General features: G+C 47.4%; 17 protein-coding genes. 10 read left to right on the top strand and 7 right to left on the bottom strand.

Annotated features, from left to right (window positions below; translation table 11 throughout):
- The first annotated feature begins 101 nt into the window (after nucleotides 1–101).
- From BGO59_RS25160 to BGO59_RS25140, 5 genes are all read left to right on the top strand, one after another.
- A complete protein-coding gene (locus BGO59_RS25160) occupies nucleotides 102–3,527 on the top strand; it encodes a VCBS repeat-containing protein (RefSeq protein ID WP_293688699.1) in 3,426 nt (1,141 codons plus the stop codon).
- Between the two features lie 94 nt (nucleotides 3,528–3,621).
- On the top strand, nucleotides 3,622–7,005 hold the full coding sequence (locus tag BGO59_RS25155) for a VCBS repeat-containing protein (RefSeq protein WP_293688103.1): 3,384 nt from the start codon (nucleotides 3,622–3,624) through the stop codon (nucleotides 7,003–7,005).
- A gap of 105 nt (nucleotides 7,006–7,110) precedes the next feature.
- Nucleotides 7,111–8,466, top strand: a complete 1,356-nt coding sequence (locus BGO59_RS25150; RefSeq protein ID WP_293688100.1) for a vanadium-dependent haloperoxidase — start codon at nucleotides 7,111–7,113, stop codon at nucleotides 8,464–8,466.
- Nucleotides 8,467–8,564: 98 nt separating this feature from the next.
- Nucleotides 8,565–9,221 (top strand): hypothetical protein, encoded by a 657-nt coding sequence (locus BGO59_RS25145; protein WP_293688097.1) that lies wholly within the window; start codon nucleotides 8,565–8,567, stop codon nucleotides 9,219–9,221.
- A gap of 72 nt (nucleotides 9,222–9,293) precedes the next feature.
- Nucleotides 9,294–11,339, top strand: a complete 2,046-nt coding sequence (locus BGO59_RS25140) for a glycoside hydrolase family 65 protein (RefSeq protein ID WP_293688094.1) — start codon at nucleotides 9,294–9,296, stop codon at nucleotides 11,337–11,339.
- A gap of 89 nt (nucleotides 11,340–11,428) precedes the next feature.
- Here BGO59_RS25140 and BGO59_RS25135 read toward each other — a convergent pair whose 3' ends face one another.
- From BGO59_RS25135 to BGO59_RS25125, 3 genes are all read right to left on the bottom strand, one after another.
- Nucleotides 11,429–12,121, bottom strand: a complete 693-nt coding sequence (locus BGO59_RS25135) for a TetR/AcrR family transcriptional regulator (RefSeq protein WP_020596521.1) — start codon at nucleotides 12,119–12,121, stop codon at nucleotides 11,429–11,431.
- A gap of 447 nt (nucleotides 12,122–12,568) precedes the next feature.
- Complete coding sequence (locus BGO59_RS25130; protein ID WP_293688088.1) at nucleotides 12,569–12,916, bottom strand: DoxX family protein; 348 nt, start codon at nucleotides 12,914–12,916, stop codon at nucleotides 12,569–12,571.
- Nucleotides 12,917–13,049: 133 nt separating this feature from the next.
- Entirely contained in the window at nucleotides 13,050–14,222 is a 1,173-nt protein-coding gene (locus tag BGO59_RS25125; protein WP_293688085.1) for a glutathionylspermidine synthase family protein, read from the bottom strand.
- A gap of 135 nt (nucleotides 14,223–14,357) precedes the next feature.
- Between BGO59_RS25125 and BGO59_RS25120 the strand changes: the two genes are divergently transcribed.
- The 4 genes from BGO59_RS25120 (at nucleotide 14,358) to BGO59_RS25105 (ending at nucleotide 18,594) form a co-directional block, all read left to right on the top strand.
- On the top strand, nucleotides 14,358–15,359 hold the full coding sequence (locus BGO59_RS25120; RefSeq protein WP_293688083.1) for a nucleoside hydrolase: 1,002 nt from the start codon (nucleotides 14,358–14,360) through the stop codon (nucleotides 15,357–15,359).
- 49 nt (nucleotides 15,360–15,408) lie between these two features.
- Complete coding sequence (locus tag BGO59_RS25115) at nucleotides 15,409–15,867, top strand: regulatory protein RecX (protein WP_293688080.1); 459 nt, start codon at nucleotides 15,409–15,411, stop codon at nucleotides 15,865–15,867.
- A 59-nt stretch (nucleotides 15,868–15,926) separates the two neighbouring features.
- Nucleotides 15,927–16,982: a glycosyltransferase family 1 protein gene (locus BGO59_RS25110; RefSeq protein WP_293688077.1), complete on the top strand. Its 1,056-nt coding sequence runs from the start codon at nucleotides 15,927–15,929 to the stop codon at nucleotides 16,980–16,982.
- 193 nt (nucleotides 16,983–17,175) lie between these two features.
- The gene (locus tag BGO59_RS25105) at nucleotides 17,176–18,594 is read left to right on the top strand and encodes a M48 family metalloprotease (RefSeq protein WP_293688697.1); all 1,419 of its coding nucleotides are present in this window, start codon (nucleotides 17,176–17,178) and stop codon (nucleotides 18,592–18,594) included.
- Nucleotides 18,595–18,667: 73 nt separating this feature from the next.
- On the opposite strand, the gene BGO59_RS25100 is transcribed toward BGO59_RS25105, so the two are convergent.
- From BGO59_RS25100 to BGO59_RS25085, 4 genes are all read right to left on the bottom strand, one after another.
- A complete protein-coding gene (locus tag BGO59_RS25100; RefSeq protein WP_293688074.1) occupies nucleotides 18,668–19,717 on the bottom strand; it encodes a ribonucleotide-diphosphate reductase subunit beta in 1,050 nt (349 codons plus the stop codon).
- 222 nt (nucleotides 19,718–19,939) lie between these two features.
- On the bottom strand, nucleotides 19,940–20,563 hold the full coding sequence (locus BGO59_RS25095; protein WP_293688071.1) for an HNH endonuclease: 624 nt from the start codon (nucleotides 20,561–20,563) through the stop codon (nucleotides 19,940–19,942).
- A gap of 196 nt (nucleotides 20,564–20,759) precedes the next feature.
- Complete coding sequence (locus tag BGO59_RS25090; protein ID WP_293688068.1) at nucleotides 20,760–21,380, bottom strand: Uma2 family endonuclease; 621 nt, start codon at nucleotides 21,378–21,380, stop codon at nucleotides 20,760–20,762.
- 137 nt (nucleotides 21,381–21,517) lie between these two features.
- Complete coding sequence (locus tag BGO59_RS25085; protein WP_293688065.1) at nucleotides 21,518–22,057, bottom strand: transposase; 540 nt, start codon at nucleotides 22,055–22,057, stop codon at nucleotides 21,518–21,520.
- A gap of 248 nt (nucleotides 22,058–22,305) precedes the next feature.
- On the opposite strand from BGO59_RS25085, the gene uvrA reads away from it, so the two are divergent.
- The gene (uvrA, locus tag BGO59_RS25080; RefSeq protein WP_293688062.1) at nucleotides 22,306–25,185 is read left to right on the top strand and encodes an excinuclease ABC subunit UvrA; all 2,880 of its coding nucleotides are present in this window, start codon (nucleotides 22,306–22,308) and stop codon (nucleotides 25,183–25,185) included.
- Nucleotides 25,186–25,227: the final 42 nt, after the last annotated feature.

Below are 25,227 nucleotides of genomic sequence, written 5' to 3'. Positions count from 1 at the left end.
CATTTTTAGAGAAGGTTTACCGTTGCTTACACGTCTTCTTTTTGGTAAAAATACGTTCTTTAAATTCCGTGCTTGTGCTAAGTCGCATTAGTCTATTCATTATGGTGGCTGGCCTATTTGCCAGTTGCCATTCAGGCCAACAAACACCTTCAGATCCGCTTTTCCAAAAGTTGACTGCCGACCAAACGCAGGTCAACTTTGCCAATACAGTTACGGACGACAAGGATTTTAACATCTTCAATTACCGCAATTTTTACAATGGCGGGGGGGTAGCTATTGGCGATGTAAATAACGATGGTTTTTCGGACGTGTTCCTGATTGCGAATATGGGCGATAATAAGCTCTATCTCAATAAAGGCAACAAGAGCGCGGAGGGGATTCACTTTGAGGATGTTACCACCAAAGCGGGTGTAGCTGGAAAACGCGCCTGGAGTACAGGGGCTACCTTTGCCGATGTCAATGGCGACGGACGCCTGGACTTGTACGTGTGCAATGCCGGTATACGCGATGGTGACGACCGGGCTAATGAACTCTTTATCAACAACGGGAACGATGCGAATGGCGTCCCTACGTTTACGGAGCAAGCCGTTCAGTACGGGTTAGCCGATAAAGGTTTTTCGACCCACGCAGCCTTTTTTGACTACGATCGCGATGGCGATCTGGATATGTACCTGCTCAATAACAGCTTTATGCCAGTAGGAAAGCTGGCTTATGCAAACCTGCGGTCACAACGCGATTCGCTGGGGGGGCATAAGTTGTTTAAGAATTTAATGAGCGAAAGAGCAAAGACCGGGCTGGCGGACCAGCGAAAGGGCGATGGGTCTGGGCCGAAAGACTCTTCGCCTGTTTTTATCGATGTTTCCGAAAAGGCGGGTATTTATGGAAGTTTGATCGGCTTTGGGTTGGGAATTACCATTGGTGACGTAAACGACGACAACTGGCTGGACATTTATATATCCAACGACTTTTACGAGCGCGATTACCTCTATATCAACAACCACGATGGTACATTTCGGGAGTCGATAAAGGAAACCATGCCCCATACGAGCCTATCCTCAATGGGGGCCGACATTGCCGATGTGAATAATGATGGCAGGCTAGATATTTTCATTACCGATATGCTGCCGGGTAATGATCGTCGGCTCAAGAAAACATCGACGTTTGAAGGGCATGATCTGGAACAGATAAAAGTCGGGCGCGATTTCCATTATCAGTTTATGCAAAATATGTTGCATCTGAACCAGGGAAACCAGCCAGCTAACAACGGTTTGCCTACGTTCAGTGAAGTAGCCCGGTTTGCGGGCGTTCATGCCACCGACTGGAGTTGGGGTGCCCTGATTTTCGACATGGACAACGACGGCCTGAAGGATGTGTTTGTCGCTAATGGAATTGCCAAGGACGTAACCGATCAGGATTTCGTCAACTTCCTGGCCGACCGCGAAAATATGGCGCAGATTGCCCGGCAACGTGCCTTCAACTTCAAAGAGTTTCTGGATAAAGCTCCCTCAGAGGCTGTTCCAAACTATGCTTTCCATAACGATGGCAATCTACACTTCACCAATAAAGCCTTCGATTGGGGACTGTCGGAGCCGGATTTTTCGAACGGGGCGGCCTATGGTGATTTGGATAACGACGGCGATCTGGATCTGATTGTCAATAATGTGAATGCGCCCGTTGCCATCTACCAAAATCTCTCAATCGAAAAACATAAAACCAACTACCTGAAGATAAAGCTGGAAGGCACAGGACTTAATCGGAATGCCATTGGGGCAAGGGTATATGCGTATCAGGGTGGGCAGGAGCAATTACTCCAGCAGATGCCAAACCGGGGCTTTGAGTCGTCGGTCGATCTGAATATGCTATTTGGATTCGGGAATAAGGACCGGATCGACTCGGTGAAAGTGATCTGGCCAGATGACCGTATGCAGGTTATTCGCCAGCCTAAGGCTAACCAGCTACTTACCCTTCGCCAGCAGGAGGCCTCTCAAACCTGGAAGCCCGCACTCATCACGCCAAACCCTGTTTTCCGAGATAATACAGCGACTTCAGGCCTGAACTTCGTGCACACCGAAAGCAATTTTGTCGATTATAATCGCGATGCGCTTTTAAAGCAACAGCAGTCGACTCAAGGACCTGCTTTAGCCACTGGCGATGTGAATGGTGATGGGCTCGATGATGTGTTTTTGGGCGGAGCCAGTGGCCACCCAGCACAACTGTTTCTGCAACAGCCTACTGGCAAATTCGTTAATAAAACACCAGCGGTGATGCTTCAGGATACAACCTATGAGGCTGTCGACGCGGTTTTATTCGATGCTGACGGGGATAAGGACCTGGATTTGTATGTGGTGTCGGGCAGTAACGAATTTGACAACGAAGCCGAAGAGTTAGTAGATCGCCTATATCTGAACGATGGAAAAGGTAGCTTTACCCGGTCCGAAGCAGGGTTGCCGAATCTGAAAGCCAGTGGTTCGTGCGTGGCTGCCGCCGATTTCGATCAGGATGGTGATATTGACTTATTCGTTGGTTCCCGGCTGATTCCTGGTCAGTATGGGCGTGATCCGGCCAGCTACCTGCTTACAAACGATGGGACCGGAAACTTTAAAAATTACACAAAACGATTTTTGCCCGATGCCGAGCGGTTGGGTATGGTAACTTCGGCTACCTGGGCTGACCTAAACGGCGATAAATATCCCGAACTGATTGTGGTAGGTGATTGGGAGCCTATTCGGGTATTTGAAAACAAACGCGGGAAACTTGCTCAGAATCAGGACTTGCTGATCAAAAATGAGCAGGGTGAACCAATGAAAACGAATGGATGGTGGAATTGTATAACCGCTGGCGATGCCGATGGGGATGGAGATCTGGATCTGGTTGTGGGTAATCTGGGTTTAAACTCACGCATTAAAGCGACACAAACGACCCCGGCAGAACTATACGTCGGTGATTTCGACCATAACGGAACACTGGAGCAAATTATAAATTGTGCTGATGAAACAGGGGAGCTGTACCCGATGGTGCTCAAGGGCGATTTGCAGAAAGAAATGCCTACCATTAAGAAGAAATTTATAAAGTTCGGCGACTACGCAGGCAAAAAAATAAACGAAATCCTGGATGAGGACCAGTTGAAACAGGCGCTCGTCAAGCAGGCGTTTACAGCACAATCGATGCTGCTGCTCAATGACGGAAAGGGTAAACTTACGGCTCAGGTGTTGCCGAACGAAGCGCAGTTTTCGCCAATATGTGGTGTTGTTTTTGCCGACTATGACCATGACGGCCGCGTTGACCTGCTATTGGCAGGGAATTTCCTGGATGTACTTCCTGAAATCGGTCGTTATGATGCCAACTTTGGGCTGGTATTAAAAAACAAAGGTAAAGCCGCCAACGGGGCTATTAACTACGAAGCGATCAATCCGGCAGCATCTGGCTTTTTTGTCCGTGGGCAGGTCCGGCATATGGCTCGACTGAGGCAAGGACAGCTCATCCTGGCTAAAAATAACGACCGGGCACAAGTATTTTTAATGAAGTAATTAGAAGTTGGGAGCGGGGAGTGAGCATGCGGACGTAAAAAAAGCCTGCATCCGCATGCTCACTCCCCGCTCCCAACTCCTCGCTCCTAACAAGATGAAACGTATTGCTTTATTTCTGACAGCAGGTGCATTAGTGCTGGCCGGTTGTCATTCCTTTCAATCTGAGAAGAAGTTATTCCAATCCCTCGATTCTACGCAAACAGGCGTCGGCTTTGTCAATCACCTCGTTCCGAATGAGAAACTGAATATTCTGGATTATCTGTATTTCTACAATGGGGGCGGGGTATCGGCAGGCGACATCAATAATGATGGGCTAACCGATTTATACTTCGTATCCAACCAGGGAAAGAATAAGCTGTATCTGAATAAGGGTAATTTAACGTTCGAGGATATTACCGAAAAAGCAGGGGTAGAAGGCTTTTCGGACTGGCAGACGGGTTCGACGATGGCCGATGTAAACGGCGATGGATTTCTGGATATTTACGTTTGTGCGGTTGGGAATTTCCGGGGATTGGAAGGTTCTAACGAACTGTACATCAACAATGGCGATGGGACATTTACGGAAAAAGCGGCCGACTATGGGCTCGATTTTACCGGGTTTTCGACTCAGGCAGCTTTCTTCGATTATGACCACGATGGTGACCTGGACTGTTATCTGCTCAACCATGCCGTGCATACCTCCCGTAGCTACGACCGCGTATCAGCTCGAAATCTCCGGCACAATGAATCGGGCGATTACCTGTATAGAAACATGAGCGTGGAGCAGGGCGCACGGGGCAAGGAGCAAAAAACTGTCAATGCACCCCGCTTCATTAACGTAAGTGAGCAGGCCGGTATTTATGGGGCTGCCATGGGCTATGGATTAGGTATTTCGGTAGCCGATATGAATAATGATGGCTGGGAAGACCTGTATGTGTCCAACGATTTTCACGAAGACGATTATTATTACATTAACAACCAGAACGGTACGTTTACTGAAAGCGTCAAAAAGTCGTTTCAGCATGTCAGTCGGTTTTCAATGGGTAACGACATTAGCGATGTGAACAACGATGGTTTTGCCGATGTGGTAACGCTCGATATGTACCCCGAAGACGAAACGGTTGAAAAATCATCGTTGGGCGAAGATCCTATTGATATTTACCTCTATAAACTGGCTTACGGCTATATGAACCAGTACAGCCGGAACTGTTTGCAACTCAACCTGTCGGGCAGGAAGTTCATGGAAGTGGGCGCTATGGCTGGCATTGCTGCTACCGACTGGAGCTGGTCTCCGTTGCTGGCCGATTACGATAACGATGGCATCAAAGACCTGTTCATCAGCAATGGGATTGTTCACCGACCCAATAACCTCGACTACGTAAAATTTGCCGCCGACGATTCGCTACGGTATGCGATGGAAACATCGCGGTCGCTGGACGAACGAGCGATCAAACTAATGCCGGAGGGTAAAGTGCATAACTACCTATATCGGGGAACGCCATCACTTCAGTTCGATGATAAATCGAAAGACTGGGGGTTCGAAGCGCCAACCTACTCGAATGGTGCTGCTTATGCCGACCTGGATAACGATGGCGATCTGGATCTGATCACCAACAATATCGACGATCCGGCAGGGATTTATCGCAACGATGCCAACTCCATCTTTCCAGATAATAAGCATCTGACAGTTCGATTAAAGGGGACTGCGCCGAATACATTTGGGGTTGGTGGCAAAGTAATTCTGAAATATGGTGGCAGATCGCACGGTGATACGATCCAGGTACAGCAACTGATGCCAACGCGTGGCTTCGAATCGTCCGTAGCCCCCGAGCTGCTCTTTGGAGTAGGCAGCCATGATTCGATCGATTCGCTCATTGTGATCTGGCCGAACCAGCAGATGGACGTGCGAACGAATGTAAAAACCAATCAATTACTGACCCTGAACCAGTCGGATGCCCGGCTCGATGGTAAGCGCTATCGTTATACAACGCCGGCCATACAGCCTCTCTTTGCGGATGTAACAACGGCCGATTCAATTCCATATCGGCATAAGGAAAACAAGGAATATTTCGATTACGTCCGGGAACCGCTAATTCCATTTCAGGTTTCGACCGAAGGCCCTCATCTGGCCGTTGGGGATGTCAATGGCGACGGCCTGGACGATATTTATGCTGGAGGGGCTAAATGGCAGCCAGGAAATTTATTGATTCAGCAGCCTAACGGCCGATTCGCCCCAACGAAACAGCCTGATTTTGTTAAAGACTCGACTTACGAAGATGTAGACGCAGCCTTCTTCGATGCCGATGGTGATAAAGACCTGGACCTGTATGTTGTGTCGGGAGGGAACGAGTTTTACGACAAAATGCCCGAACAGTTCGACCGCTTGTACCTGAATGATGGTCAGGGCCATTTCAGTCGGTCGGTAAATGCCTTGCCTCCCATGTACGACAATAAGAGTTGCGTTCGACCGTATGACATCGATAAGGATGGGGATCTGGATTTGTTTGTCGGTGGGCGCGTCGTTGGATTTGGTTATGGAAAGGCGCCGAATTCCTATTTACTCGTTAACGATGGTAAAGGCCATTTTGCTGATCAAACCGAACGATTATCGACCGGGCTCCGTAAAGCCGGTATGATAACCGATGCGGTTTGGGCTGATTACGATGGTGATAAAGATGCCGACCTGTTTTTGGCAGGCGACTGGATGCCTGTCCGTATTTTTGCCAATACCAATGGCAAATTTGAGGAAGTCAAATCAATTACTGCTGACGAAACTCCGCTAAATGGTTTTTATCAACGTATTGTAGCGGCTGATTTCGACAAAGATGGGGATATCGACCTCGTGGCTGGTAACCTGGGTACGAATACGAAATTTAGAAAAACGCCCGATTCACAGCTCCGCATGTGGGTAAAAGATGTGGATAACAATCAGACTACTGAGCAAATCATTGCCTACAACCGGGGCAAGGAGTGGTATCCACTGGCGTTTAAGGACGAGCTAGGTAAGCAGATGCCCAGCATTATTAACAAACGATTTACCGATTACGTATCGTTTGCCGGGAAGCCGCTGAACGAAGTGATTACCGATAACGAATTGAAGGATGCCGACGAGTTTACGGTAAATCAGTTTGCTTCAGTTTATCTGGAAAATCAGGGTGGCCAATTCGTGGTTCATGAACTGCCGATGATGGCGCAGGTATCTAAACTGTTTGCGTTTCAGGTAATTGATTTTGATCAGGATGGCGATCTGGACGTACTGGGCGGGGGAAACTTCTATGGTGTCAGCACCTATCAGGGACGTTATGATGCCAGTTACGGACTTGTATTGCGCAATGATGGCAAAGGTAATTTTACCGCTTTGTCGCCCGTAGATAGCGGTTTCCTCTTGAACGGCGAAATTCGGGATATTCGTTCGATCCGAACACCACAAGGATCGCTGATCGCTGTTGCTCGAAATGGTAACGGAATACAGCTTTTTAAATCGCTATTGTTAAAATGAGACTAATCAGGTATTGTATTTTACCTCTCATTTTCTGTTAATTTTGTAGATAAGCACTCGCTGTCAAGAGCGGATGCGTGCTTTTTTTAACTTGTTATTTATCCTATGAAATCTCTGCTGAACGTTGGCTGTCTACTGGTTTGTTTGCTGGGCGGATTGGCTGGTTGTCAGAAAGCGGCTTCGCCAGCCGAATATAATGCCAAAGCATCGAATGTAGCGTATTATAATTCGGCGCTGAATAAACTAACCGAAGTCGTCATTCACGATATTTTTTCGCCCCCGGTTGCCAGCCGAATTTACTCTTACGCCAATCTGGCGGGCTATGAAGCACTGGTTCCTTTCGATCCGCATTATGAGTCGCTGGGTGGGCAGTTGAAGCGATTCCAGGCTCCGCCTAAACCAGAAGCTGGCAAGGAGTATTGTTTTCCACTAGCCAGTACACGGGCGTTTCTGACCGTAGCAAGAGCCTTAACGTTTTCGGCGGATTTCTACGACAAATTTGAAAAGGACTTTTACGAGCAGTATAAAAAAGACGGTGTGCCGGATGAAGTGTATGAACGGTCGATGGCCTATGGAGAGGCCGTAGCCAAGCATGTACTGGATTATGCCGCTAAAGACAGCTACAAGCAAACGCGGGGCTTCAAACATACCGTCACCAACGAAGAAGGTAGTTGGGTGCCAACCCCACCCGCGTATATGGATGCGGCTGAACCGCAGTGGAATAAACTCCGGTGCTGGGCTATGGATACCTGTAATCAATTCATGCCCCCACGCCCACCTGCCTACAACCTGACCAAAGGAAGCCCCTACGAAAAAGAGCTTGATGAGGTATATCAGACAGGCAAAAACCTGGATAAAGAAAAGCAGGATATTGCTTACTTCTGGGACGATAATGCGTTTGTTATGAACGTAGCGGGCCATGTGATGTTTGCCAGTAAAAAAATGACGCCAGGTGGTCACTGGCTGGCCATTGCTCAAACGGTTGCTAAGCAGAAAAAGCTGAACATGATGCAAACCGTTGAAGCGTATACCCTGACCTCTTTTGCCCTCAGCGACGGTTTTATCTCCTGCTGGGACGAAAAGTACCGGAGCAAAACCGTTCGTCCCGAGACGGTCATCAATAAATACATCGATCCTAAATGGACCCCCTTCCTTCAAACGCCACCGTTTCCCGAATACCCAAGCGGCCACAGCGTTATTTCAACAGCAGCTGCTACCGTTCTGACCAGTCTGATGGGCGATCACATTGCTTTTACAGATTCGACAGAATTTCCATACGGGCATGGCGTACGTTCATTTACGTCGCTCCGGCAGGCGGCCGATGAAGCGTCGATAAGCCGTATGTATGGAGGTATCCATTACCGTGCTGCGTTGGCAAATGGTCAAGTCGAAGGCGAAAATGTAGGGAAGTGGGTCATGCAAAAAATTCATACCCGTAAGGCTGCCGTAGCCAGCCGCTAACCGTTAAAAGTCTATTAAAAAATCCCCGCTTTTCAGAAGCGGGGATTTTTTTTGGAAATTGCTGACATGTAACCGTATTCCTAATCTTTTCGATTCACATGCTACGAGTTTTATTGTTGATCGTTACCACGTTGGGCTTAAGGACAAATGCTTTGGCACAAGCTGACACGACACGAAAGCCATCTACGCCCCTGCAAACATACCATTCGCTAAGTCGGTCGTCGGAAGATACAACCCGATCGATTTTCAATTTCAAGGCGGCCCCTATCTACGTCCGCACCACCCCTTTTTCGATTTATACGGGAGCAGGCAGTCCCAGAGACCGAATTGCACAGAATATTGAAATTGGAAAGTCGTTCAATGTGATTGATTTAGGTATTTCCTTCGGCCGGAATTCGTTGCGCCCCGACACTACGCTGTTTCTGGAAGGGCGCGTAACGATGGATGTAGCGAACTACGGCATTTTTGCCAATGAAATGACCATTGGAGCAGGACGGGTCTTTGACAAACAGGGAAGCCTGATGCTTGAGCTGACTTACAGCATCATTGCTCAGATTGCACCCAAAGTAGGTATCGGTCTTACAACGGGCTATTATGATTTCAGTAACGAACAGACCGACGCTTCAAAAACATTCTATGGGATCTACTTACGATTTGGCTTACTGCGTACCGACTCAGGTGGTTTGCTAGGGGGTATTATGCGGGGCCGTAGTCGTCCAGTGCGCGTTGGGCGCCCGCACCGACACGGGCGATAAAAACCGGATAAGGGCTATTTTGACTCTGGAAATAGTATTATTTTTAGCCCTTATTTCACCTATGATAGACTTATGATTAACAAACAACTACTGCTTAGCGTACTACTGGCGTCAGGTGGATTATTGCCCGTTGTGAAGGCCCAATCCGATCAGGCTGCCTGGCAACTTGTTGGTCAGAACATCAATCCTGCCAATTATTATGGAATCACAGTAGGCAATGGGATGATTGGCCTGGTGTCTTCGCCCGAACCCATGAAAGTAAAGGATGTCGTGTTGAACGGAGCCTTTGATACGTATGGGCGAGGACGAGTGTCAAACATCTTGAAAGTGTTCAACTTCGCCAACATGAATCTGGATGTAGATGGACAACGCCTGACGCCCAAAGAGATTGCCAATTATCGGCAGACGCTCGACATGCAGAAAGCTGCTCTCACCACCACCTTCGATTACAAGGATAAAGTCAGTGTTCGGCAAACCATGATGGCCCTGCGACACCTACCGTTTTCAGAATTGACAATGGTAGAAATTACCGCTAGAAAGGATTGTGAGATAATTCCAATGAGCGTGATCGAAACGCCTGAAAATCTGAAAGAAGTTAAAAATTTCTATTCGGAGATTGATCGCTCGCACGTTACCATCCGCTTATTAACTTCCGTAGCCAAAAGTCCGACTGGAAGGCATACGGTGGCTGCTTCTACCAGCTTTATTTTTGAGGAACCCCATGGACAGGAGCCCGACGTGATTCATGAAGACTGGGACTATAACATGCATCTGGCCAAATTTAAGAAACGGCTGAAAGCGGGCGAAACCTATAAATTTAGCGTGGTGGGTTCGGTGTCGTCAACAGCCCATACCGCCGATCCGCACAATGAAGCCGAGCGATTGACCCTCTTTGCCGCCCTCGAACGCACCGAACGGCTACTGATGCGTCATAACGCCGAGTGGGTGAAACTCTGGCGAAGTGATATTGTTATTGATGGCGATCCCGATGCCCAACGGGCCGTCCGGTCGGCACTTTACCATTTGTATTCGTTTGTACGAGAGGGAACGGGCTACAGTCTGTCACCAATGGGCCTTTCCGGGTTAGGCTATAACGGTCACGTGTTCTGGGATACCGAACTCTGGATGTACCCGGCTATTCTGGCGTTAAAGCCCGAAATTGCCCGGTCGATCCTTGAATATCGGTTCGAACGGATACCGATGGCCAAACAGAATGCCTTTAGTCATGGCTATGCCGGGGTTATGTTTCCGTGGGAATCGGATGCCGATGGGCAGGAAGCTACACCTGTATGGGCATTAACAGGTCCGTTTCAGCATCACATTACAGGCTGTGTTGGCTGGGCTTTCTGGAAATACTACCAGGTTACGAAGGATAAGGAATGGCTTCGGACAAGGGGGTATCCTATGCTCAAAGAGGTGGCAGATTTCTGGGCCAGCCGAGTAGAGCGGGAAGGACCGGGTAAATACCATATCAACAATGTGATCGGGGCTAACGAATGGCAGGAAAACATCGACGATAACGCTTTTACCAATGGGATGGCCCGTACGTCGTTACAGTTTGCCATACAAGCGGCTCAGGATCTGGGTATAACCCCTAATCCCGACTGGAAGCAGGTAGCTGACAATATCCCGATTCTAAAATTTCCGGATGGCACCACAAAGGAAAACCGGACTTATGATGGGGTTCAGATCAAACAGGCTGACGTGAACCTGCTGGCTTATCCACTTACGATTGTAAAAGAAGAAGCCGCTATTCGAAAAGATTTAGCGTATTACGAACCTCGTTACTCGCCCGAAGGACCGGCCATGGGTTGGTCCGTTTTGTCGACATTGCACGCTCGCCTGGGCGAACCCGACAAAGCTTATGACTGGTTTGTGAAAAGTTATAAACCAAACGAAGTACCTCCGTTCGGCGTCCTGTCCGAAACGGCAGGTGGAACAAATCCTTATTTTGCAACCGGGGCAGGTGGTATGTTACAGGCCGTATTAAACGGTTTTGGGGGGCTGGATATAACCGATGCAGGCATTATACAACTCAAAACAAAGCTTCCGAAGAAATGGAAGTCATTGACTATTAAAGGAGTTGGCCCACAATTGAAAACGGTGCAGGTTCAGTAAGAAAATGAACAATGAATAATGCAAAATGAATAATGATATAGCCTTGATACAGGGAATATCCATTTTGCATTATTCATTGTTCATTTGGCTTACCACTGTGCCATGGGTAGGTGAGACGACTGGAGTTCGAGTTGAACATCTTTTGAACCGATTGCCATTTTATTTAAAGCGATGTATATGGTCTTAACGGCATTTTCTATACGCTGCCATCCTTCTTCGCTCCGCAAATCGATACTAATCATGGTATGATCATTCTGCGCCATAATAGTCAGATAGTTCATAGCACCAAGAATAACAGCCGAAACCGCCTGAGTATCTGCGCCTTTTACAAAAGACAATTGACTAACCAGTCGGGTCATTTCTTCATCCTGCGCCCGTGTAGTAGTCGAAGCAATTGAGTCATTCTCAATCACACTGGCTTTCAGAATTTCACGGGCAGCTTTGAATGTACGAAAGTAACGGTAGGTTTGAATGACTTGACGATACCAGATACGAGCAACATCAGATTCATGCAATGGACGGATTTGGTCTAATACAGCGGGCGTAAAGACTGGAAATAGTTTTCCCATCTTTACATAATATTCAAGAAGCCCTTCCATACCACCAAAATACCGGTAAATTAATACCTTACTGACGTTCGCTTTTTCGGCTACCCGATTAACGCCAACGCCTTCTAAACCGTACTCCGCGATAACATCCTCTAACGCTTCAACGATGCGCTGGGTTGTTTTGGCGCGGTTCCGTCTAATCTTTTCATCTTTCTCCATAGTATCAGTATTCATCTGTAATTCACATACATGTCACCCCCTTTGACTAAAATCAACTGCGAAAGTCACTTTAGTAAACTAATATCTACCGATTAATTAGTAAAATATTCAATTTTGCCGACTAAAATGGTAAACTAAGGCTGTAAAATGCCAATGATTAGTTGATTGTCGGGCTAATGGCCTTAAAAATATAGGTCTAATTATTTAAGGTTATTCACATCAGGAATAGTTCTTGTTTCCTTTTATCTATTCCATATAATTTGACCGATTATTATAGGATCTTACTTGGCTATTAAATTCATTCAGACGAGATAATTTTTAAATATAACTAAAATTTGGTTGTTAAATTGCATTATATAGTAACAAATTGGTACAAAATAGGTATACGCATGTTACTATCCTGAATAATCTATCAACGAAGGCGTAGATGCGGCTAAAGCGTGTTTACCGAAACAACCTGCGTCAGGTAAATAGGTAGGCCCACCAAATCAGTACACCTTGTAAAGGAAGTCGAAACCAGCGAAGCCAGGCCGGAAATTTGTTAAACTTAGGCGAGGTTGCCATGTATACGTTGGCTGGGAAAACAACGATCAACAGAAAAATGAGTCCCCAAGCCGACACCGATTGTGTGGCTGGAAATAGTAAGCCAACCCCCAGAATAATCTCAGCTATGCCGCTTAGGCTGACCATGAACCGATGAGCTGGAACATAAGGAGGCATAATGGCCAGATAGATTCTTGGGTTTATAAAATGATTGAGCCCAGCTACAATATACATGAGTGACTGAGCATAAAGACTTATGGGATTCATTCACTTTTTGGCAGGTAATGGAGAATCAGGTTTGCTACTAGCGCTCATCAGGACATACGTGTGAGCGCTAAACTTGGATTGAAAATTTACCTTTAATTGATGCTGCGGTCTGATTCGCTTGGCTGCCTGAAAATCAGGGAATCATATGACCTACAAAACCAGCCGTATTATCAAGAATTAATCCGCCACGCCGGAATCCCAGGCCACAGCCCTCTCCAGCATAAAAAACGCCGGCCTGGTAGGTATTGCCTGTCGAATCCTGCGGAAAAGCCACATACTGCTGATATATTTTGGCATAGTCGCCATAGTCGCCATCGGTTACCAGGCGCTCACTACCATTCGCGTTCAAAATTCGTGTGTTGGCCCCCTCTCGGCCAAACACTACCTTTTCAACACAGGCTTTGCCAGCCAATGGTTTTGTATCGGTTTCGAGCAGCAATGGATGGTTGGGGTAAAGCTCCCAGAGAATTTTCAGAATGTACTTCGACTGGAAAAGTAGGGTATAGGCAGGATTCAGGACAACCGCCAGTCGATTCCTGACAATATCGGTTAGTATCTGCACCAATTCAGGTTCATCTTCGGCTATAGCTTCCCATGGAACCAGTTTGAACCAGAAATCTAATTTTTCGAATTGACCGTTTTTCGGATTTTGCCAGAAAATGCCTTCCTCGGCGGAAAACTCTACATGATCGACAAAGTCGAATTCGATCTCGAAACCTGCTTCTCTGGCCGCTTCACCAATCAGGGCAACATTCGTATCATCTTCAGGATAGCCGCGCATGGCTGACAGAAGCAGTGTAGGCTGTAGGTCAGGGTTAACAGCCAGAAGCTCTTCGAACTGACTGGTGAGGGTTTCAAAAACAGCATTGAACTGCTGGCTTTCATCCAGGTTGTTGGCTTTCAGATGTGCGTATTGTACAATGGCCGTTTCGGGTAAGCAAGTGGCCGTGTCGGCGTTGAATTCAATTAGTTTGATAGGCTGCCCGTCAATCCCCCCGGCCAGATCGAAACGGCCGTAAAGGTGAATATTACGGTCGTCATCCCACGAAAGTTTGATGAGTTCGACCAGATTGGCTGGAATACCCACTTCCGCAAATCGGTTTTCGTCGATGATGTGCTGACCAGCCGCTACAAACATCTCAAACAGTTCATTGGCTGCGTCGTAATAAGCATCGGCTTCAGCAGGTTGTACAACCACTACTTCATTGGCCAGGTAAGGCAATGTATCCTGACCGAGCATCCAGTTCCAGCCGAGATTTCGGAGTTGTGTGATCGGAGAAATAGCAAGTGAGCGTAGCGAAATCATCAGTTTCTGGTTTAGAAAATATAATAGCCTTTGGTGTTACAGTTTTGCCAAAACAAGCCGTAATTCGTTTACAGTTTATGGTCTTCGGAAGACCACAAACCGAATCCTATTTTTTTGTAAATGTCGCTTATTCCTATGACCCGACTCTCTTTATTTTTAGCCAGCGTGCTCTTGACCCTGACAATCGGTTCGGTTGCTGGACAATCGGCCAGAAAGCAGCCACCTGTTTCGGTGATTTTCGATACCGATATGGGCCCCGACTATGATGATGTTGGTGCGATAACCCTTCTCCATGCCTTCGCCGATGCTGGAGAGGCTAACATTCTGGCCACTATTGCCTCAACAAATTATCCGAAAGTAACGCAGGTGTTAAGCGTATTGAATACATATTTTAACCGCCCAAACATTCCGATTGGTGTACCGAAAGGGGAGGCTGTCAGTGATAAAGATACCCAGCATTGGTCCGATACAATTGTGGCCCGGTATCCGCACCAGGTTATGGCCAATACGGAAGTGCCCGATGCCGTTGCCCTGTACCGACAGATTCTGGCCAAACAGCCCGACCATAGTGTAACCGTAATTACGGTCGGCTTTTTGACCAATCTGGCTAATTTGCTGAACAGTAAGCCCGACCAGTATTCGAAATTATCGGGTCGGGAACTAGCCATGCAGAAAATCAAAAAAGTGGTGAGCATGGCTGGTAAGTTTCCGAAGGGAAGGGAGTATAATGTGTTTCGGGATACGCCCGCGTCTAAACTCTTTTTTGCCAACTGGCCAACGCCTGTGCTGATGAGTGGGTTTGAAATTGGTCAGAAGATACACTCGGGCCTGCCACTCGTACAAAACACTAAAATTCAGCATAGTCCCATAAAAGACGTATTCAGAATTTCGTTGCCCAAAGCGGAGGAGGATAAGAATGGGCGTATGAGCTGGGACCAGACTGCGGTTCTGGTGGGCGTGAAAGGCTACGCGCCCTATTACACCATTGAAACCGGGCGCTTGACCATGAACGAAGATGGGTCAAACGGCTGGGATAGTACTGGCAAAGGACATGAGTATCTGGTAGAAAAAATGCCGGTAGCAGCGGTAGAAGCGTTGATCAATGAGTTGATGCAACATCAGCCAAAGAAACGGTAAAACCCCGCTACGAATAAACTAGTGGGTTTCTGCCCGCGTTACGTAACCTATGACAGATCTGTTAAAAGATGCTTTGCAGAAAGCGGCCATGTTTTGTGCCTATCAGGAGCGCACCCAGCAGGAAGTTCGTGATCGTCTGAAAGAATGGGGGATTTCTGGAGATGATGCCGAAGAAGTGATTGCCGAACTTATTCAGCAGAATTATCTGAACGAAGAACGGTTTGCGAAAGCGTTTGCGGGCGGAAAATTCCGGGTTAAAGGCTGGGGACGGCGTAAGATCAGGCAGCATTTACAGCAGCGCGGCATTTCGGGATATAATCTCGATCAGGCTATGAACGAAATAGAACCCGACGATTATCAAGAGACACTTAAAGAGTTGCTGGATAAAAAACGACAAAGTCTACGGGATAGCAATCCACTGGTTATCAAGCAGAAACTTGTTCGATTCGCGCTGAGTAAAGGGTATGAATCTGATCTGGTTTTTGCCATCTTGGGAAGAGAAGATTAACGGGTCGTTTAGCGGTTTCCAGAAAGCGGCTAATTTTACGGCTCAATCAGCCCCTGCCTATGCCCCGTTTGTTTCTGGAGACCGACCAAATGGCCAACCTGAATAGTGGGTTGGGTCAACTTTGCCTGCACTTAGGTCGTGAGCTGGTGCGGCAAAAACCGGCCAACTGGGATATAACCTTTCTGGTATCGAAGGAACAGGTGGGTATTTTCGGGCCTTCGGTCAAGTATATGGTAGCCTCGAAGTGGAAGCGTGTCTGGCGAAACTGGAACTTCGATGTCTGGCATTGCCCGCATCAGGGGTCACGATTTTTTCCACAACGTCGGGCGCGGTTTGTGTACACGGTCCTCGATCTGAACTACTTATCCCTTGCTCAATACTCGCCCGATCGTAAAGCCCGGAAGAAAAAACAATACCAGGCTCGCATCAATCAGGCTACGGTTATCACAACTATTTCGAACTATGTGGCACAAGACGTTCGAAACCAATTAGTTGTACCTCAGACTACCCCAATACAGACTATCTATTGTGGTGTCGATGTGCCGGAAACGGTATCAACGATCGCGCCTGAAATAAAGCTTGGTGGACCATTTCTGTTTTTCATCGGTATGTTACAGGCTTACAAGAATGTGCATGCTATGTTACCCCTACTGGTGGCTAATCCCGATCATTGGTTGGTACTAGCGGGTCCCGACAAACCTGAATACAGTCAGCAAATTTGGGAACAAGCGCGTCAGCTGGGCGTGGATGATCGACTGTTGATGCCCGGTCCGGTGCCCGAGTCGACCAAATGGTGGTATTATGCCAACTGCGAGGCTTTTTTGTTTCCGTCGCTGATGGAAGGCTTTGGTATCCCGGTCATTGAGGCCATGTCGTTCGGTAAGCCAGTATTTAGCTCATCGTTGACCAGCCTGCCAGAAGTGGGGGGCGACGAAGCGTTTTATTTTCCTGCCTTCGATGCCGAAACCGTTGTTGAGGCCTTTCAAAAAGGGATGGAAACTTATCGACGCGATCCCGCCAAGCCTGAGCGATTGCGTCAACAAAGTGAGAAATTTACCTGGTCAATTGCAGCATCTCATTATTGGCAATTGTATCAGCAACTGCTTCAAGTCTGACCACCAGCGCGATTGAATCATCCTTTTGGTGCGTATTAAAAAGCCATTAAAACAAAATAGGTGTTCATAGTAGTTTATACTTAGGCAGTAAGCTCCAGATGATACTGGAACAACACTCACCTTCACATTACTAACCATGAACACGTCCACGTCCACGTTATATTACCGATTAATTCTGTTTACTACGCTGATAATGGCTTCGGCTTGTGCACGCAACCCCGTTACGGGGAAGCGGGAACTAAGTCTGATGTCTACTGAGCAGGAAATCGCTATCGGAAAAGAATCGCATCCGTCAGTAGTGGCCACCATGGGGCTGTATGAAAACAAGAATTTGCAGGCGTTTATGAACGAAAAAGGTAAGGCAATGGCAAAAGTTTCGCACCGTCCAGAGCTGCCTTATCAGTTTTACATTGTCGATTCGCCGGTTGTCAATGCCTTTGCCGTGCCGGGAGGCTACGTCTATTTTACCCGTGGTATTCTGGCTCATTTCAATAATGAAGCAGAGTTTGCGGGTGTACTCGGTCATGAAATTGGCCATATTACCGCCCGACATGCTGCCCGTTCGCAGAAAAGCCAGTTGCTTAGTACTATTGCATTGATCGGCGGAGCCATATTGGCCCCGCAGGTTGTTGGCCAGAATATCGAAGCTCTACAACAGGGAATCGGACTTTTGTCGCTCAAATACAGCCGCGATCATGAATCGGAGTCTGATAAGCTGGGTGTCGAATATTCGAGTAAGATTGGCTACGACGCTCATCAGATGGCCAATTTCTTCGGCACGCTTAAGCGCATTTCTGATAATTCAGGGCAGGCCGTTCCACAATTTATGTCGACCCACCCCGACCCGGGTAATCGCTACAATCGTGTACATGAACTGACTAAGGAGTACCAGACTCAACACCCCGCATCGTATCAGGTAGATCGGGATCAATACCTGCGTCTGATTGATGGCATTACGTACGGTGAAGATCCAAAGCAGGGTTTCGTAGAAAATAATACGTTTTATCATCCAGAACTGAGATTCCAGTTCCCTGTTCCGGGCGGTTGGCAATCGCAGAATTCCCCAACTCAGTTTCAGATGGCGGCCAAAGATGGCAAATCAGCCATGATTTTGATGCTGGCGAAAGGCAGCTCGCTGGATGAAGCCGCCCAAAATCTGGTTAAAGAACTAAGCCTAAATGTTCTGGAGAATAAAAAAACGACTATAAATGGCAACCCGGCCTACGTACTTATTTCGCGTCAGCAGCAACAACAGCAACAGGGGCAACAGCAGGACCCACGAGCGGCACTCCAGATAGGAACCTGGCTTATTCAGTACAACAATGCCATTTATGCCCTGCATGGCCTTGCTGCCACGGCCGATTTCACGAACGCATTCGGTACATTTCAGCAGGTAGCAGGAAATTTTCGTTCCCTGACCGACTCCGACAAACTTAATCGTAAACCTGAACGAGTCTTGGTCCGTACGGCACCCCGCGACGGCTCCTTTCGCGATGTTATGACTGCATTAGGTATGCCTGCTAAACGAATTGAAGAATTGGGCGTACTGAATAGCATGAAAGCCGATGATCGAATAACGAGAGGCACTTCTCTAAAAATTATTGGTCAGTAAAGCAAAAAACGTTCTGGCAGAGGTAGCGCTACTTCTGCCAGAACGTTTTTTGAAATGAAAGGCGTGCAAATCGTTAGAAATCAGCGTCGAAGGTAATGCCTTTAGGCTCTTCCACTACAGTGACTGGCACTGGGTTTTCGGTATCCTGCGGATTTTGCGAAGCCGCTTTAGCTGCTTTAAACTTCGCCATCACTTCGCCACGCTGGTATTCACCCACCCGCTTTTCAAAGAAATTGGTTTTGCCCTGTAGCGAAATCATATCCATGAAATCGAAGGGGTTCGCTACGTTGTAAAGTTTCCGAAGGCCCAGCGTAACCAACAGGTGGTCAGCCACAAAGGCAATGTACTGTTTCATCAGATCAGCGTTCATGCCAATCAGCGACACGGGTAAGGCATCGGCTACGAACTCCTGCTCAATTTCGACCGCGTTACGAATAATGTCGTACACCTCCGATTCGGGCATTTTGTGGACAATATGGTCGGTATAGAGCATACAGGCAAAGTCGCGGTGCAGCCCTTCATCGCGTGAGATCAGTTCGTTTGAGAACGTTAGTCCCGGCATCAGGCCCCGCTTTTTGAGCCAGTAAATGGAGCAGAACGAGCCCGAGAAGAAAATACCTTCAACAGCCGCAAATGCAATCAGACGCTCGGCAAATGAGCCATTTTCAATCCAGCGCAGCGCCCATTCGGCTTTTTTCTGCACGCAGGGAATGGTATCGATGGCGTTCAGGAGCCGATCTTTTTCCGCAGCGTCTTTGATGTATGTATCGATTAGCAGCGAGTAGGTTTCGGAGTGAATGTTCTCCATCATCACCTGAAAGCCGTAGAAGCACTTGGCCTCCGCATACTGCACTTCCGACAGAAAGTTGACGGCCAGATTCTCATTGACGATACCATCCGATGCCGCAAAGAAAGCCAGTACGTGTGAAATGAAATGCCGTTCGTTGTCGTTCAGGCTGTTCCAGTCCTTCATATCCTGACCAAGGTCGATTTCTTCGGCTGTCCAGAACGACGCTTCGTGGGTTTTATAGAACTCCCAAATGTCCCAGTGTTTAATGGGGAATAGTACAAAGCGGCCTTTGTCTTCTTCTAAAATCGGTTCAATTGCATCGGTCTGTGCCATGATAACGGATGTGCGGTTTTATGTATAAAGCCCAACTTAAGTAAGTGAGCTTTGCGAATATAGACGTGTTAATTTCGGGTTAACAAAGTTAAAGAATCTGCCCGCTTCTACAAGATGATCACCGTCAGTACCCGGCATTAGACAAATGACAAGCTAGTGTAACTATAAGATAGTCAATAGTTTATTGTTTGTGTAGCTTCAGAAGTTCTTGGAATAGTGCTGTCAATATGCAAACCTGTCTAATCGGTACGCCAAAAACTCTTTTTTGGGTTGATATGTCTTGGGGATGCGAATTGGCTTGTGTTCGAACACGCCAAAAAAACGTTGATAAAACTCTTTGTTCGTTTCAGCTTTAAGCCGCTTCGAGATAAGCAGTTTATAATCCATATCAATGCAAATCAAGCCCTTCTCGTATGCCCGATCGTACAGATTCGACAGGCAAACGCCATTTTCGGGATTTAGTCGATTGTGTTCATCTTCGGCCCACGGCTTAATATGCCCGGCCACTAATAAATCGGGGAGATTGATGCCCGAAATGGCGCAACGACTTTCGTAGGTTTTCAGAATCATCTGCCGAAAAACGCTTTGGTTGACGCGAGTTTTCACTAAGCGTTCTTTTACTTCGCCTTTTAGGTTTTTCAAATCGAACACAATCTCTGGGTGAATTTCGTCAATCGTTTTGTGCTGATACTCGGCTAGAATCCGTTCGCTTTCAAAAACTAGGTCTTCCTGGTTAGAAATGAACTCGTCCCAAATTGGCTGCACTTGTTTTTTGCCATTCGATAAACCAATAATCCCGCGTTGCTGATGGTAGGGGTCAACGTGAGCAAAATTGTTAAGTCTCATTGACACTGCATTATCTGTACGACCGATAAGATTCGCCAAATCTTGTACTTCCTTGGTGCGTTTATCCAGCTTTCCAAAAGGAAGCTTCAGGTACAGATTTAGAACTACAATGAGTTCTTTACGACTCCAGAGATCAGTTCGCACTATACTTAGCAGTAAGTTCTGTAAAATTGATGTTAAGCGAAATACGAGTCTTTTATTCGATAGTAATACCCTTCTTTGTTAAATAGGCCCCAATATTGAATACGTGTCCATCCATAATTTCTATATCTCTGTCCCAGTTTACGGTTTCGGTGCGGTCGGGAGTGGCTATCAATACGACTTGTGGATCGGTTAGCACCCAAATGATTTTCTGAACACCAAATTCAAACAGTTTGCGGGTCTTTTTATAGATATACCCATTTTCGGTCATCTCGGCCGTATCAGCTTCGATATCAACTTCAATCGCAATCTGTGGGGGAACGGTTGCATACTTTTTCGAAATCTTGTCGGGAGTCAGTACTGTTTGATCATAAATAGCAATATCATTGGCCAGATTGTTCCGATGATCAAGATGAACGCCTGGTTCTCCCGTCAGAACAAAATAGGCATCATCGTCGATAAACTTTCCGATCAGAATAACTAAATAAGATACAATAACCGATTGCAAGGTGCTGGCACCCCTAATTTCTTCACGTGTTTTTTTGCCCGATAATACATCCCGATAGCCTTTTCGATAGATGGGCTTACCATCCATGATTTCGTAAATCAGGCTTTCAGGAATTTTGCGCCGGGGCCTGGGAAGCGGTCGGCGGGGGGTATCGTATGCTATAGCCATATGTCAAAGATAGGTAATTTGTATTGTAGAGACGCGACCCTTCGCGTCTCCTGTGCGTCAGCAATAGGGTACATCAGCAAAAACCATATCCGTGTTCGCTACAACCATCCGGTCATGAGACGCGAGGGATCGCGTCTCTACATGCACAAACCTACTTCGTTATAGCGGTCTTGTTCCCATCGTGCTGGATTGTCAACGATATATTGTTGGATTCGTTTCAGTTCACTATCGTTACGAATGACGCGATCATGATAGCGGGGTTGCCAGCAGAAGGGTAATTGATGGGTGGTTGCATAGGCAGTAACCCCCGATTTGAAACCTCGTATAATTGAGGCCAGATTTTCGCGCTGCGGCCCAAATTGATTAGCTTGCCAGATATCCTTATCGATTTTATGAATGAATAGGATAGCATGTATGTGATTTGGCATTAACTGAAACGCATCAAGTTGAACAAAAGGCGAAAATCCGGGAATCGATAGCCAGCCATCAATAACGCGTTGACCAATAATAGAGGGGCTAATGACGGCTTCGTCGTTAACCTTACCTATATCGCCAAAATAACATGCCTTGTCTTTTGTACAGATCGTAATAAAATAAGCTCCATTTGCCCCATAGTCATATCCTGCCAGTCTGGCTGGATCAATTCGGTATTTGTTTCGAAATTTTATTTCGTCCACTGGTTGTAATTCTAATGTAGAGACCCGACCCTTCGCGTCTCCTGTGCGTCAGCAAAAGATTTCATATCAGACGTAGATGCATACAATTAGTCATAATTCAGTAAAAGCGTAGTGATTCAGGGGCAGATTATTGCTGACGCCAATGAGACGCAAAGGATTGCGTCTCTACCATGATATTGGGAAACTACCCCCGCCTGTTTTACGTTGTTCTTTAGAATAAGCCACCGCTTCGGCGATCCAACCCCAACGTGACAGAACAACAAACACTGAACCAGCCATCCGGGCTTACTGATATTGATTTGACGGGCTACGACCAGATTGAAGTGCTGGGTGCCCGCGAACACAACCTGAAAAATATTGACGTTACCATTCCCCGCAATAAGCTGGTGGTCGTGACGGGTATTAGCGGAAGCGGCAAGTCGTCGCTGGCGTTCGATACCATTTATGCCGAAGGTCAACGTCGGTATATGGAGAGCTTTTCGGCCTATGCCCGCTCCTTCATTGGCGATATGGAGCGCCCCGATGTGGACAAGATCAACGGGCTGAGTCCGGTGATTTCCATTGAGCAGAAAACAACCTCCAAAAACCCGCGTTCGACGGTCGGTACCACAACCGAGATTTACGACTTTTTGCGATTGCTGTATGCCCGTGCTGGCGAAGCGTTCTCGTACATAACAGGTCGCAAAATGGAGCGGCAATCGCAGGACCAGATTATCGATACGATTCTGGAGCAATATGCCGGACAAAAACTGACTTTGCTGTCGCCCATTATCAAAGGACGCAAAGGGCATTACCGGGAGCTGTTTGTGCAGATTGCCAAAACGGGCTACACCAAAGTGCGTGTCGATGGGGTGGTGCAGGATATTGCCCCCAAGATGCAACTGGACCGCTACAAAATTCACGATATCGAAATCGTGATTGATCGACTCGTTCCCAAAGTGGAAGATCGGTATCGGTTGAGCCAGTCCGTACAAACGGCACTCCGACAGGGGAAAGGTGCTATGCAGATGCTGGATGGAAACGGAACCCTGGTCTACTTCTCGCAGAACCTGATGGATCCCGAATCGGGCATTAGTTACGACGAACCGTCGCCCAATACCTTTTCGTTCAACTCGCCTTATGGAGCATGCCCGGTTTGTAATGGACTGGGCGTGATTGAAGAGATTACGGAAGAGTCGGTTATTCCAGATAAGTCGCTTAGTATCAGCCGGGGAGCCATTGCCCCGTTAGGTGAATACCGGGAGTTGTGGATCTTTAAGGAGATTGAAGCGATTCTGAAAAAGTATAAACTCAACCTGACATCGCCCGTCAACAAATTCCCGGATGATCTGCTCCACGCTCTTATGTATGGAACAGAGGATGAAGCGACGGTGCCATCCAAAAAATATCCTGGTGAGGATTATTATAGCTTCAAATTCGAGGGTATTGTCAACTTCCTGAAACGCCAGCAGGAAAACAGTACTGACAAAATTCAGGAATGGCTAAAGGACTTTATGGTTGTCAAAACCTGTCCTGAGTGCCAGGGGGCTCGGCTAAAAAAGGAGTCCCTATACTTTAAAATCGACCAGAAAAACATTTCTGAACTGGCCCGCATGGACATTTCGGAACTAACAGCCTGGTTCGATGGGGTCGAAAGTCGAATGACCGACCGCCAGAACGTCATTGCCAAAGAGATTCTGAAAGAAATCCGCAAACGGATCGGCTTCCTGCTCGACATCGGTTTGGACTACCTAACGCTCGACCGGCCGCTACGTACACTTTCGGGTGGCGAAGCGCAACGAATTCGGCTGGCCACGCAGATAGGTACACAACTAGTTGGCGTGCTGTACATTATGGACGAGCCAAGCATTGGCCTCCACCAGCGCGACAACGTTAAGCTGATTGACTCGCTCAAAAACCTGCGTGATCTGGGTAATACGGTTTTGGTCGTTGAACACGACAAAGACATGATGCTCGAATCCGATTTTATTCTCGACATCGGGCCGGGAGCAGGTCGGCATGGCGGACAGGTAGTGGGCATCGGCACTCCCGAAGAGTTTCTGAAAAACGGCAGTACTACGGCTGAGTATCTGAGTGGTCGAAGGGCTATCGACGTACCAGCCGAACGGCGCAAGGGAAATGGTAAGTTTCTAATTATTAAGGACGCCACCGGGCATAACCTCAAAAAAGTAACGCTCAAACTACCTTTGGGCAAAATGGTAACCATTACGGGGGTGTCGGGTAGTGGCAAGTCGTCGTTGATCCACGAAACCCTGTTTCCAGTACTGAATCGTCATTTCTATAAGTCGAAGCGGGAGCCGCTGCCGTTTAAGTCGGTCGATGGACTGGAGCATCTGGATAAAGTCATTGAAGTTGACCAGTCGCCCATTGGTCGGACGCCCCGCTCGAATCCGGCAACCTATACGGGCATGTTTTCCGAAATTCGGACGCTATTTGCCGAACTGCCCGAAGCCAAAATTCGGGGCTATAAGCCGGGACGCTTCTCGTTCAATGTAAAGGGTGGTCGCTGCGAAGACTGCGAAGGTGCGGGTATGAAGAAAATCGAAATGGAGTTCCTGCCCGATGTGCACGTTGTTTGCGAAACCTGTAAAGGTAAACGCTTCAACCGCGAAACGCTGGAGGTCCGCTTCAAAGGTAAATCCATTGCCGATGTACTGGATATGACCGTTGAGCAGGCGCTGGATTTCTTCGCTAGTCAGCCCAAAATTCTGCGTAAAGTACAGACACTGAACGATGTTGGGTTGGGCTATATTACGCTTGGCCAACATGCGACTACGCTCTCGGGCGGTGAAGCCCAACGCGTAAAACTAGCTGAAGAACTCTCGAAAAAAGATACCGGCAAAACGCTTTATATCCTCGATGAGCCAACTACGGGTTTGCACTTTCAGGACATTGCCCATCTGCTCGATGTATTGAACAAACTGGCCGATAAGGGCAATACCGTTCTGATCATCGAGCACAATCTGGACGTTATCAAAGTCTCGGATCACCTCATTGACCTCGGGCCGGAAGGTGGTAACAAAGGTGGTAACATCATTGCCGAAGGAACCCCCGAAAAAGTAGCCGAAGCCAAAGGAAGCTACACCGGCAAGTTTTTGAAACTGGAATTGGAAGGCAGTAAGACGTAAAAGTCCTTATTTTCGTTGCGTTAAAAACAACCTGCGAAAACA

Origin of the sequence: Spirosoma sp. 48-14, assembly GCF_001898575.1 — a bacterium.
Classification (GTDB): Bacteria; Bacteroidota; Bacteroidia; order Cytophagales; family Spirosomataceae; genus Spirosoma.
Note: the sequence above shows the minus strand (reverse complement) of the source record. Positions and strands in the feature narration are given on the sequence as shown.

Bases quoted from the DNA above. Each gene is read 5' to 3' on its own strand.
- BGO59_RS25160 (WP_293688699.1), top strand. From the start codon at position 102: ATGGTGGCTGGCCTATTTGCCAGTTGCCATTCAGGCCAACAAACACCT.
- BGO59_RS25155 (WP_293688103.1), top strand. From the start codon at position 3,622: ATGAAACGTATTGCTTTATTTCTGACAGCAGGTGCATTAGTGCTGGCC.
- BGO59_RS25150 (WP_293688100.1), top strand. From the start codon at position 7,111: ATGAAATCTCTGCTGAACGTTGGCTGTCTACTGGTTTGTTTGCTGGGC.
- BGO59_RS25145 (WP_293688097.1), top strand. From the start codon at position 8,565: ATGCTACGAGTTTTATTGTTGATCGTTACCACGTTGGGCTTAAGGACA.
- BGO59_RS25140 (WP_293688094.1), top strand. From the start codon at position 9,294: ATGATTAACAAACAACTACTGCTTAGCGTACTACTGGCGTCAGGTGGA.
- BGO59_RS25135 (WP_020596521.1), bottom strand. From the start codon at position 12,121: ATGAATACTGATACTATGGAGAAAGATGAAAAGATTAGACGGAACCGC.
- BGO59_RS25130 (WP_293688088.1), bottom strand. From the start codon at position 12,916: ATGAATCCCATAAGTCTTTATGCTCAGTCACTCATGTATATTGTAGCT.
- BGO59_RS25125 (WP_293688085.1), bottom strand. From the start codon at position 14,222: ATGATTTCGCTACGCTCACTTGCTATTTCTCCGATCACACAACTCCGA.
- BGO59_RS25120 (WP_293688083.1), top strand. From the start codon at position 14,358: ATGACCCGACTCTCTTTATTTTTAGCCAGCGTGCTCTTGACCCTGACA.
- BGO59_RS25115 (WP_293688080.1), top strand. From the start codon at position 15,409: ATGACAGATCTGTTAAAAGATGCTTTGCAGAAAGCGGCCATGTTTTGT.
- BGO59_RS25110 (WP_293688077.1), top strand. From the start codon at position 15,927: ATGCCCCGTTTGTTTCTGGAGACCGACCAAATGGCCAACCTGAATAGT.
- BGO59_RS25105 (WP_293688697.1), top strand. From the start codon at position 17,176: ATGGCTTCGGCTTGTGCACGCAACCCCGTTACGGGGAAGCGGGAACTA.
- BGO59_RS25100 (WP_293688074.1), bottom strand. From the start codon at position 19,717: ATGGCACAGACCGATGCAATTGAACCGATTTTAGAAGAAGACAAAGGC.
- BGO59_RS25095 (WP_293688071.1), bottom strand. From the start codon at position 20,563: ATGAGACTTAACAATTTTGCTCACGTTGACCCCTACCATCAGCAACGC.
- BGO59_RS25090 (WP_293688068.1), bottom strand. From the start codon at position 21,380: ATGGCTATAGCATACGATACCCCCCGCCGACCGCTTCCCAGGCCCCGG.